This is a genomic window from Inquilinus sp. NPDC058860 (genome assembly GCF_042743185.1).
Taxonomy (GTDB): Bacteria; Pseudomonadota; Alphaproteobacteria; order DSM-16000; family Inquilinaceae; genus Inquilinus.
Genome location: NZ_JBHYMS010000110.1, coordinates 1 through 9,688 on the forward strand (window position 1 = coordinate 1; position 9,688 = coordinate 9,688).

Here is a 9,688-nt window from a genome sequence, read left to right on the forward strand (position 1 = left end):
CGGGGGTAGGGGGAGGGGGGTGCCTCCGCTCGCTCAGGCCCCGGCAGGTCCGGAGCGCTCACCGCCCCGCCTCCTGGGGCGCGCCCGGTACCTCGACATACGTCGTCAGCACCTGCCACCGCCGGTCCGGCGCGGTCAGCATCAGCGACTGGGTGCGGGTGCTCTGGCCGCGCCGCGACACGCCCTCGAACAGGAGCCCCGTGGTGATGCCGGTGGCGGCGAACCACACCTTGTCGCTGCGCACCAGCTCCTCCACCCCCCACCAGCGGCGGGTGTCGATGCCGGCCCGGGCCACGGCGGCGCGCTCATGCTCCAGCTGCGGGTCGATGCGGCCCAGGAACTCTCCCCCCAGCGCCCGGATGGCGCAGGCCGCCAGCACCCCTTCGGGCGTGCCGCCGGTGCCCATCAGCGCATCCACCCCGCCGCCCGGCATGGCGGCGACGATGGCGCCGGCCACGTCGCCGGCGGGGTACAGGGCGACGCGGGCGCCGGCGGCGTGGATCTCCTCTACCAGCCGGCGGTGGCGCGGCTTCTCCAGCACATAGATCGACAGCTCGGAGACGGGCTTGCCCAGCGCCTCGGCCAGCACCCGCAGCTTGTCGCGGGTCGGGGCCAGCGGGTCGATCCGGCCCTTCACCGCCGGCGGACCGGCGAACTTCTCCATGTAGAAGGCGGGGCCGGGGTCGAACATGGCGCCCTGCGGCGTCATGGCGACGGCGGCCAGCGCGTTGGTCTGGCCGTTGGCCAGGTGGCTGGTGCCGTCCACGGGGTCGACCGCGATGTCGACCGCCAGGCCGCCGCCCCTCTCGGCCCAGCGTCCCAGCCGCTCGCCCTTGTACAGCTGCGGCGCCTCGTCCTTCTCGCCCTCGCCGATGACGATGCGGCCGTCGATGTCGAGATGGTTCAGGACGGTGCGCATGGCGTCCACCGCGGCGGCGTCGCCCTCATCCTTGCGGCCGCGTCCGATCCAGTCGAAGGCGGCGCGGGCGGCCGCCTCGGTCACGCGGCGCAGCGCGTAGATGAAACCGTCCTCGGCGATGGCGGCACCGGTCATGCGCATCTCCACCCGATATCCGCACTCCGGCCGGGGCCGGGTGCAGGGCGGGGAGTCTGGCGCTCCCCAGGACGGTCAGGATCGGGGAGAGGGCAGCGGACCGGAACGCCCGCCCGGGTGGGCCGGCGCGATCTTACGGGTGGGGTGGGAGCTACCCGGATGGGTGGGACAACTTAGCGGCAGAACGAGCTGCCTAAAATAGTATTTTCGATATATCGCTGGCGCAATTGAGCCCTGAGCGATGGTCGCTTCCGGTTTTTGATAGAATGAACGTGTATCTAGCGTCTCCATTATATACAATTTTATAGTGTTTTCCATCGTCCTCTATTTCGAATCCTAGGTTTTCCAGTTCACTTCGTTTCTGTCGCGTCATCTCTTTGTAGTCTCGCAATATACTTTTAATATTTTCTTTCATTTCTTTGCTGATATTTTTTGCTCCATTATTGTCTATTACATCTTGTAAAATGTGATGCTTCCGGCTTTCGGGAAGATACGCATGCTGTGCTTCTGACAGAGCAGTTATAATCGTGCTCATGATTTCGCCGTCATGCAAGTCGTACTCTTTTTGCGTTTTTAAAAAAATTCCATTGGTTGACATAATCTGACTTTGATGCTTTTTCAGCTCTCTTTGAAGGCGATGTATCTCTTTTTCGCAGCTTGCTAACTGGTCATTCATCGATTTCATGTCGCCATCGAATGCGTCTATATATTGATTTAGTTCTTCTGATCCAGAATTTTTGAGGCTATTATAAATAGATTTGTAGTATATTCCTTGTGTTGATGGCCATGTGCATCTAAACAAAGCTCTTCGATTAAGGAGTGCCATTCTTATTTCATCAAAAATTGCGTCTCTTATCTCGTGCTTTCTCTTGAATTCCTTTTCGGTAAAGAGGACGATGTCTCCGCTACCGTCGGGCCAATAAATTCCGACCGTTCCGCCGTAGACATTATCGGCTGCAACCTCAATCTGTAGGCGGCGAGAAAATGGTCGATTTGGTTCAACTAAAATATGAGCCATGCCAGCCAATTTTTGAGCTAGAGATCCTGGATCGACAATATAGCCTCCAGAGAATCCAATGCTTATATACACAACAGGCAAGTGGCAGCCCGCCTGTCCCGATATAGCTCTAGAGGCAAGAGAGATATCATTGTTGGTTAAAAAGTGAGGACTTTGTCGTACTTGAAATTCTCCATCATAAGCCTCGCCAAGTTTATCTAAGAGATTTTTGACAATAACAGGTTTCTTTGCTACAGGAACTGCAATTGACGGGTGCTTGGATTGACAGGAAATCCTGACGCCGACCCATGTATCGGAAGTCTGTCGAGAAAATACGATTGTTGTCGACCACTCAAGATCATTTTCAATCGTAACATGCTGGACTGCAACAGATTCTTCCGTATCAAAGGAGGATGCTAGTGAATTGATTCCTTGGTTATCTTTCTGAATAGACCATCCGCCTTCGATGGGAAGAGAGTCAAAGTCGGATTGAGAAAATTTTGTGTGTGGCGATTCGAAAATCCATGTCTTTATGCATTCAATGAATTCCGCGCTGGAATGCGAATTGTCCAAAGGAAATTCAGTGGAAAATGATAGCATCTTTATCTCTCTATCCGTTCACTGAATGCACAAACTCGGTCATGCAAGAGGTGCTGGCTGGCAAGCTCGCTGCATTTATCGATCACTTTTCCTCAGATTCATACGCCGGCACATCGAAGTCCTCAAGGCTGATCGCCCAGAACCCTTCCCTCCTGCTCCAGTCGAAATGGCCGCCCAGGCGCTCGACCAGGGCGGCGGATCGGTCAGCGGGAGGTTCACCATCCCCAGCGCCTGGGCCGTCGCCCGGAGATAGAGCACCGGCGTGACGCCGATATGGCCCGAGCCGCGGTCCAGCAGGTCGGCCGGCATCACCACCTCGACTGTGTCGATCGGCAGGGCGGCCAGGCATTCCGCCGCCGCCCGCACCGCGGCCGAGCAGATGGTGTCGCGGTGCAGTTCCAGCACCCGGCTCTGCGACAGCGGCTTGACCGAGGCCTTGCCCGACTGCAGCAGCGTCACCGACCGGTCCGGCAGGTCCTCCAGGTCCAGCCCGTCGATCATGGCGACGATCCGTCCGCCCGCACCGCCGTGACGATCGCCGCCCCCAGCCTGCCGTCCAGCGCCGCGTCCAGAAGCCCGCGGTACAGCGCATGGACATGGTCGTATCCCGGCCGGCCGGCGATCTCGACGATCCGGTCTTGCGCCCGCTCGATCTTGCCGGCCAGGCTCGTGTACCAGCCGATATAGGCGTCGTGGATCTCCCGCGTCCCCGTCGCCCGCCACCCGGCCTCGGCCAGCCGCTCCGGCAGCCCGGCCAGGCGCGGCGGGTTGCGCAGGAAGGGCTCGCCGGCATCCAGCAGCGGCGCGTCCTGATAGCCGCCGCGGTCGACATGGTCGAACAGGATCATGCGGGCACCCGGCCCGGCGGCCCGGGCGAGGGCCCGCAGCGCCCCTTCCTGGTCCCGGAAGCAGTAATAGGCGTTGAACAGGCAGATCAGGTCCGGGGCCTCGCCGACGCAGCGGTCGGCGTCGACGACGTCGCAGACCAGGAAGCGGCAGCCCGGATAGGCCTGCCGCGCGGCCTCCACCGACTCCGCCTGCACGTCGATGCCGGTGACGCGCCCCCAGCCGTTCCGGTGCAGGTAGTCGGCCGTCCCGCCCCGGCCGCAGCCGGCGTCCAGGATCAGGCGGCCCGCATCCTTGCCGATTCCGGCCATGGCCAGCTCGATGGCCTCCTCCTCGCCGGCATGGGCGTAGTCCCCGTCCCGGACCAGGGAGAGGATCTTCTGCCCGAGATAGGAGTTCATCGAGAACGTGTTCGCCATCGCGCGGCCCCCGGCGGTCCCATGGCGATCTTGCGCGATCGCGGCGCCCGGCGCCACGGCGGCTTCGATCGATGCCGCCGGGACCGCGGCATCGCCGGGGCGCCCGTGCTATATCTCCAGCTTCCACTGCCGAGGTCACCGCCATGCCCCCCATCCCCGCCCGGGACGCGATGGTCAATCTCTATGTCCGCGACGTGGAAGGCCTCGCCGCCTTCTACCGCGAGGCGTTCGGCTTCGCCGAGACCTTCCGCACGCCGCGCGACGGCCCGCCGGTGCATGTCGAGCTGCGGCTCGGCGCCTTCGTCCTCGGCTTCGCCTCGATCGCGGCGGCGAAGGCGATGCACGGCCTGCCTCTGGCCTCCGAGCCCGCAGGCCCGCCGCGCGGCGAGATCGCGCTGTGGACCGAGGATGTCGACGCGGCCGCCGCCGCCCTGGTCGCCCGCGGCGCGCGACTGGTCTCGCCGCCGCACGATTTCATCGGCACGCTGCGCGCCGCCTGGCTGGCCGACCCCGAGGGCAACCACATCCAGCTGGTCGCGAAGCTGCCGGCAGCATAGGAGTCCTCGCCATGACCGGCCTCGCCACCCGCTACCGCGCCTATATCGACTGCCTGAACCGGCAGGACTGGGCGCGGCTGGGCGACTTCGTCGACGAGGCGGCGCGCCACAACGGCCGGCCCTTCGGCCTGGCCGGCTACCGCGCCATGCTGGAGCAGGATTTCCGCGAGATCCCGGACCTGCGCTTCGCCATCGGGCTCCTGGCCTGCGACCCGCCCCTGGTCGCCGCCCGGCTGGACTTCACCTGCTCGCCCAAGGGCCGGTTCCTCGGCCTCGACGTGAACGGCCGCACGGTCTCCTTCAGCGAGAACGTGTTCTACGAATTCCGCGGCGGCAGGATCGTCCAGGTCTGGTCGGTGATCGACAAGGCGGTGATCGAAGCGCAGCTCCGGGGCGAAGGATAGATCCGTCGCGGGTTTTCTAGGATCGAGTATCGCATATACTGACTGCCTTCCTATCATCGCAGCGGCGAAGCCGACACCACGGAGGCAGGCATGGCGACGATCGAAGGCACCCCCGGCAACGACCGCATCATCGTCGAGGGCAATGACGAGTCCTATTCCGTCAACGCCTATACCGGCACGGATGTGATCGAGGTCCGGACGACAACCGCGAGATGGACGTCGATCCATCTGGAGGACGGCGGAGACACGGTCCATGGCGGCGAGATCCAGGACAACGTCCAGTTCACCGGCGGCGACAACCGCCTGTATGGCGGGGGCGGAGACGACGACTTCTCCGTGTCGGGCCTCGGCGCCGGCAACCTGATCGACGGCGGCGCTGGGTCCGACACCTTCCGCCTCGCCGGCAGCGGCGACGGCGCCTTCATCACCCTGGCCGAAGGCCGGGCGGCGGTGCGGTCCGAGCATTCCGGCCTGATGTACCAGTACGACCTGCGCGACATCGAGAACCTGACCGACACGCCCGGGAACGACATCCTCGTCGGCAACGACGAGCCCAATCTGATCGAGACGGCCTTCGGCGACGACCTGCTGTCCGGGCGCGGCGGCGACGACGAGTTCAGGAGCTACGACGAGATCGAGCCCGGCTCCGGCAACGACACCTTCGTCGGCGGGCTGGGCGCGGACCGCATCCACACGGCCAACGGGGTCGACACCATCCGCATCGACCGGCTGGTGGAAAGCCTGCCGGGGCGCGAGGACGTGGTCATGGATTTCAGCGTCCGCGACATCCTCGACGTGTCGCGGATCGACGCCGACCAGACGGCGCCGGGCAACCAGGCCTTCGCCTTCATCGGCGACGCCGCCTTCAGCGGCACGGCCGGCGAGCTGCGCTACCAGCGCCAGGGCGACGGGCTGGTCGTCTCCGCCGACGCCGACGGCGACAGGGAGGCCGACATGGCGGTGGTGCTCGAGCCGCCGGCCTTCCAGCAGCTGACCCGGATCACGGCCGAGGACGTGCTGCTCTGAGGCCGGGGGATCGAGGGCCTCCGCCTCACGCCGGCGCGTGGGCCCCGGCGTCCGGGCGGCGGGGGAACAGGCGGGCGACGGCCCGGTCCCAGGCATCCGCCGGCTGCGGCGGCCGCGGCGGCACGTAGGACGGATAGCTGCGGAATCCCAGGCGCCCGTCGGCCTCGCCCGCCGCCGGCTCGCGGCACATCACCCAGCTGGTCAGCTCGACCGCGCCGCGCCGGCGCAGGCTCTCGCCGCGCACCAGCAGCACCCAGCGGCCGGCATCGTCGAAGAAGCCGTGGTCGATGGCCTCGATCTCGGCGTCCGGCGCCCCGGGCCGGCGCAGCGCCGCGGTCGAGGAATGCTTGAAGGGCGGCGGATCCGCCGGGTCGAAGCCGGCCAGCGTGAAATTGGTCGGCACGGCGAAGGTGCCGCCGGTCTCCATCGCGCCGGCGGGCAGGGTGCCGCGCACCAGCACCAGCGCGTTGAAGGGCTCGGGCCCCGGGACGGTGCTGCGCAGCGCCGGCTGCAGCTCGGCCTGCAGGACATGGTCGTCGGCACCGGCCGGCGGGGCGGCGAGGCGGATCGGGTCTCTGGCGTCGAGCATCTGCATGGCTGGCGTCTCGGAAGCCGTTCGGGGGGAAGCCCTTCCGACCGCAGGGAACCACGCGCCGCCGGCCCGCGTCGTCCTACGTTCGTAGGACGCCGGGCGGAAAATCAGGTCCGGTCCCGCCCCAGCAGCACCGCCACCGCCTGGGCCCGGTTGGCGGCGCCCAGCTTCTCGTACAGGTTGCGCAGGTGGAACTTGACCGTGTTCGGCGACAGGCCGAAGCGGCGGGCCAGCCCCTCGTTGCTCAAGCCCTCGGCCAGCCGCTCCAGGAGCTCGCGCTCGCGCCCGGTCAGGCAGGCCAGCGGGTCGTCCGCCGCCGCCCGGCCGAGGTCGAGGAAGGGGAACATCATCCGGCCGCGCGCCACCTCGGCCACCACGTCCAGCAGGCGCTCCGGCGGCTCGGACTTGGACAGGAAGCCGGCGGCGCCCAGCTGCATCGCCAGGCGCGCGACGGCCAGGTCGGCGCCGGTGTAGACGACGATGCGGGGGGAAGCCCCCCTGGCGGGCGCGTTCCCGCGGTCCCGCAGGCCCTCCAGCACGGCGCGGCCGTCGCCATTGGCCATCACCCAGCCGATGATGCCGACATCGAGCTCGAACCGCCCCACGGCGTCGAGGAAGCGCTCGCCGTCGCTGGCCGAGACCACCAGCTCGAACCGCCGGTCCTCGCCGAACAGCGACTGCAGCCCGCGCAGCACCAGCGGGTTCTTGTCGGCGAAGCCGATGCGGATCGGGTTCGCCTCGGCTCCGCCCAGGGCGGGGGTCAGGTCGGACAGGGTCCTGGTCATCCGGTACGAACGGTGTCGAGGGTTCCGCCGGATGCTATCGCGTCCGGCCCCGCTCTGTCCGTCGTCCTTGCGACCAAGACGCCGGGCAAAGCGGCGCGGCGGCGCGGGCAAACGGGCTATTGCCTTAACCGGCGACTCGCGTTCATGATACGTTCCATGGACATGGCGCCTGAGGATCGCGGAGTGGAGGACGGGCCGGCCGACAGGGACCTGGCCTGGACGCGATGGGCGCTGGGCTCGCTGGCCGAGCTGGTCGAGATCCACCTCCGCACGGCCCGGATGACGGCGACGGAGCAGTTGGCGACGCCGATTGTGCCGAACAGGCCGGATTTCGCGCTGGCGCAGGTGCGCCTGGCCCGCTCGGTGCGGCTGTCGATCGCGATGAGCCAGCGGGTCCGCGAGAACCACCAGGATCGCAAGGCCGGGAAGGCGGCGCCGGAGCCCACGCCGGCGGAGGCGGCGGCCGAAGCCGCGCCGGCCGAATCCGCACCGGCCGAGGCCGCGCCGGCTGCCGATCCCGAGGACGGCGAGCCCCGGCCGGAACCGCGCGAATCCCTGACCGAGAGCGAGTGCCTGGAGGACGAGCTCGAGCCGGGCGAAGAGGCGGAGGAGCGGCGCGACGCCGCCTTGCTGCCGCGGGACTGGGACGGCGCCGCCGCCGTGGAGATGCCGGATCTCCCGCCCGACCGCCCTGCCGTTCCCGTGGCCGCCCGGCCCGAGCACGACTGGCGCCGTCCATCGGATGAGCCCGACACCGGCCGGCCCGTGCCGGCTCTCCCGAAACCGGACAGCAGCTGAGCGCCGGCGTGGCGCGACCGCGTAGGTTGGGTTCGCATGGCGAACCCGACACCCCGCCACCGTGCCCCTGTTGGGTTCGCTCACCGCGAACCCAACCTGCGAAGCCATCACCAGCCCGCCCAGCCATCCACTCTCCCCCTCCCCCTGCGGGACGGGGCAGGGGGAGGGGCTGCGCGCGTCCGCGCGCGAATGGCGCGAATGAAAGCTGCGAGAGGGACTGTCTACTTGACCACGAACGTCCCGCGCATGCCTTCGGCCTCGGTGCCCGGGGCGTGGAAGGTGAAGGTGCCGGGGCGGATCGGCACGAAGGAGATGGTGGCCTTGCCCTCGTCGTCGAACTCGATCGAATCGAGGCCCAGCGGCCGCACCTCGATCTTGTTGATCACCACCTCGTTGATCCAGATGTTGCGGAAGAACTCCGGCGCCGCGATCGCCAGCTCGGCGGTGCCGTCGGCCTCGATCGTCCAGCGATAGTACTTGCCGGCCTCCAGCTCGTAGGGCTTTTCCGGGAAGGGCACGCCGGAGGACAGCTTCAGCGGCTCCAGATTGGTGGCGCGGGTGGTCAGCCCGGACTGGGCCACGGCAGGACCGGCCAGGCCGAGCGCCAGCAGCAGGGCCGCCGCGATCGTCGGTGCACGCATCTCAGGTTCCCTCCCATGTGCGGCGGGCCGGCGGCGCGCGACGGCGCCCGGGGGACCCGCCCGTTCGGGTGAGTATGGCGGTCCGCGCGCAATGGGTCCGTTGTCCTTTGGTCCAAGCCGGGCGCGGCCGGTGTATGCTCGACGGCAATGATCACGATCGGGGGAGGCGGCATGCGGCGCAGCGGACCAGGACGGGCGGGCTGAGATGGGGCGCAGCCTCGACCGCCTCGCCGCCTCGGTCGTCGACGGCCTGCTCGACGACATCGCCGCCGGCCGGCTGAACCCGGGCGAGCCGCTGGCGCCCGAGGCGGCGCTGGCCGAGCGCTTCGCCGTGTCCAAGCCGGTGGTGCGCGAGGCCATGGCGCGCCTCGCGGTGCAGGGCGTGGTCGCCATCCGCCACGGCCGGCAGACCGTGGTGCAGCCGCTGTCGGGCGGCGCCGTCGCCGATCTCTTCGCCACCCTGGCCCGCGCCTACGGCATCGCCCCGGCCGAGTTCTCCGCCCTGCGCCGGGCGGTCGAGATCGAGGTCGCCGGCCTGGCCGCCGCCCGCGCCGACGCCGAGGATGTCGCCGGGCTGATCGAGGCGGTCGAGCAGATGGCGTCGGAGATCCGCACCATCGACCCCTGGGTCGAGGCCGACCTCCTGTTCCACCGCCGCCTCGCCGCGATCGCCGGCCAGCGCCTGCTGGCCCATCTGCTCGAGGCGCTCGAGGCCTCGACGCGGGAGACCATGCGCAACGCCAAGCTGAAACGCGACCTCGCCACCACCCAGCGCGCCCTGCGCTGCCATATCGAGCTGGCCGAGGCGGTTCGCGCCCGCGACCCGGACCGCGCCCGCGCCCTGATGGCCGCCCATTTCGACATCGTCGCGGACCTGGACGGAGGGTAGGGCCTTGGCCGTTCCTCCTTTCACTTGTCCTTTCTTAGTCCCCCCTCCCCTTGCGGGAGGGGGGCAGGGGGAGGGGTCTG

The 9,688-nt window shown here is 67.7% G+C and carries 12 protein-coding genes; 5 read left to right on the plus strand and 7 right to left on the minus strand.

From position 1 onward, the window contains the following. Nucleotides 1–58: 58 nt before the first annotated feature. The 4 genes from glpX to ACFW16_RS35535 form a co-directional block, all read right to left on the minus strand. Nucleotides 59–1,054: a class II fructose-bisphosphatase gene (gene glpX / locus ACFW16_RS35520; RefSeq protein ID WP_380313829.1), complete on the minus strand. Its 996-nt coding sequence runs from the start codon at nucleotides 1,052–1,054 to the stop codon at nucleotides 59–61. Between the two features lie 193 nt (nucleotides 1,055–1,247). Then, nucleotides 1,248–2,651, minus strand: coding sequence for a hypothetical protein (locus ACFW16_RS35525; protein ID WP_380313830.1), 1,404 nt, complete (start codon nucleotides 2,649–2,651; stop codon nucleotides 1,248–1,250). Between the two features lie 75 nt (nucleotides 2,652–2,726). After that, complete coding sequence (locus tag ACFW16_RS35530; RefSeq protein ID WP_380313831.1) at nucleotides 2,727–3,152, minus strand: hypothetical protein; 426 nt, start codon at nucleotides 3,150–3,152, stop codon at nucleotides 2,727–2,729. Then, the gene (locus ACFW16_RS35535) at nucleotides 3,149–3,916 is read right to left on the minus strand and encodes a class I SAM-dependent methyltransferase (RefSeq protein WP_380313832.1); all 768 of its coding nucleotides are present in this window, start codon (nucleotides 3,914–3,916) and stop codon (nucleotides 3,149–3,151) included. Before ACFW16_RS35535 ends, ACFW16_RS35530 begins: the two co-directional genes overlap by 4 nt. 143 nt (nucleotides 3,917–4,059) lie before the next feature. Between ACFW16_RS35535 and ACFW16_RS35540 the strand changes: the two genes are divergently transcribed. From ACFW16_RS35540 to ACFW16_RS35550, 3 genes are all read left to right on the plus strand, one after another. Continuing rightward, on the plus strand, nucleotides 4,060–4,473 hold the full coding sequence (locus ACFW16_RS35540) for a VOC family protein (RefSeq protein WP_380313833.1): 414 nt from the start codon (nucleotides 4,060–4,062) through the stop codon (nucleotides 4,471–4,473). An 11-nt stretch (nucleotides 4,474–4,484) separates the two neighbouring features. Continuing rightward, entirely contained in the window at nucleotides 4,485–4,877 is a 393-nt protein-coding gene (locus ACFW16_RS35545; RefSeq protein WP_380313834.1) for an ester cyclase, read from the plus strand. Between the two features lie 90 nt (nucleotides 4,878–4,967). Beyond that, nucleotides 4,968–5,903, plus strand: a complete 936-nt coding sequence (locus tag ACFW16_RS35550; RefSeq protein WP_380313835.1) for a M10 family metallopeptidase C-terminal domain-containing protein — start codon at nucleotides 4,968–4,970, stop codon at nucleotides 5,901–5,903. A 25-nt stretch (nucleotides 5,904–5,928) separates the two neighbouring features. Here ACFW16_RS35550 and ACFW16_RS35555 read toward each other — a convergent pair whose 3' ends face one another. Together ACFW16_RS35555 and ACFW16_RS35560 are read right to left on the minus strand one after the other, a co-directional pair. Further along, complete coding sequence (locus ACFW16_RS35555) at nucleotides 5,929–6,498, minus strand: hypothetical protein (RefSeq protein WP_380313836.1); 570 nt, start codon at nucleotides 6,496–6,498, stop codon at nucleotides 5,929–5,931. A 104-nt stretch (nucleotides 6,499–6,602) separates the two neighbouring features. Continuing rightward, a complete protein-coding gene (locus tag ACFW16_RS35560; RefSeq protein WP_380313837.1) occupies nucleotides 6,603–7,280 on the minus strand; it encodes a LuxR C-terminal-related transcriptional regulator in 678 nt (225 codons plus the stop codon). Between the two features lie 156 nt (nucleotides 7,281–7,436). Here ACFW16_RS35560 and ACFW16_RS35565 point away from each other — a divergent pair, with 156 nt between their 5' ends. Continuing rightward, nucleotides 7,437–8,078 (plus strand): hypothetical protein, encoded by a 642-nt coding sequence (locus tag ACFW16_RS35565; RefSeq protein ID WP_380313838.1) that lies wholly within the window; start codon nucleotides 7,437–7,439, stop codon nucleotides 8,076–8,078. A 221-nt stretch (nucleotides 8,079–8,299) separates the two neighbouring features. Here the strand turns inward: ACFW16_RS35565 and ACFW16_RS35570 are convergent, their stop codons facing one another. After that, nucleotides 8,300–8,719: a hypothetical protein gene (locus tag ACFW16_RS35570; RefSeq protein ID WP_380313839.1), complete on the minus strand. Its 420-nt coding sequence runs from the start codon at nucleotides 8,717–8,719 to the stop codon at nucleotides 8,300–8,302. Between the two features lie 205 nt (nucleotides 8,720–8,924). On the opposite strand from ACFW16_RS35570, the gene ACFW16_RS35575 reads away from it, so the two are divergent. Then, nucleotides 8,925–9,608, plus strand: a complete 684-nt coding sequence (locus ACFW16_RS35575; protein WP_380313840.1) for a FadR/GntR family transcriptional regulator — start codon at nucleotides 8,925–8,927, stop codon at nucleotides 9,606–9,608. Nucleotides 9,609–9,688: the final 80 nt, after the last annotated feature.

Coding starts and splice junctions, on each gene's coding strand:
- glpX (WP_380313829.1), bottom strand. CDS start 1,054: ATGACCGGTGCCGCCATCGCCGAGGACGGTTTCATCTACGCGCTGCGC.
- ACFW16_RS35525 (WP_380313830.1), bottom strand. CDS start 2,651: ATGCTATCATTTTCCACTGAATTTCCTTTGGACAATTCGCATTCCAGC.
- ACFW16_RS35530 (WP_380313831.1), bottom strand. CDS start 3,152: ATGATCGACGGGCTGGACCTGGAGGACCTGCCGGACCGGTCGGTGACG.
- ACFW16_RS35535 (WP_380313832.1), bottom strand. CDS start 3,916: ATGGCGAACACGTTCTCGATGAACTCCTATCTCGGGCAGAAGATCCTC.
- ACFW16_RS35540 (WP_380313833.1), top strand. CDS start 4,060: ATGCCCCCCATCCCCGCCCGGGACGCGATGGTCAATCTCTATGTCCGC.
- ACFW16_RS35545 (WP_380313834.1), top strand. CDS start 4,485: ATGACCGGCCTCGCCACCCGCTACCGCGCCTATATCGACTGCCTGAAC.
- ACFW16_RS35550 (WP_380313835.1), top strand. CDS start 4,968: ATGGCGACGATCGAAGGCACCCCCGGCAACGACCGCATCATCGTCGAG.
- ACFW16_RS35555 (WP_380313836.1), bottom strand. CDS start 6,498: ATGCAGATGCTCGACGCCAGAGACCCGATCCGCCTCGCCGCCCCGCCG.
- ACFW16_RS35560 (WP_380313837.1), bottom strand. CDS start 7,280: ATGACCAGGACCCTGTCCGACCTGACCCCCGCCCTGGGCGGAGCCGAG.
- ACFW16_RS35565 (WP_380313838.1), top strand. CDS start 7,437: ATGGACATGGCGCCTGAGGATCGCGGAGTGGAGGACGGGCCGGCCGAC.
- ACFW16_RS35570 (WP_380313839.1), bottom strand. CDS start 8,719: ATGCGTGCACCGACGATCGCGGCGGCCCTGCTGCTGGCGCTCGGCCTG.
- ACFW16_RS35575 (WP_380313840.1), top strand. CDS start 8,925: ATGGGGCGCAGCCTCGACCGCCTCGCCGCCTCGGTCGTCGACGGCCTG.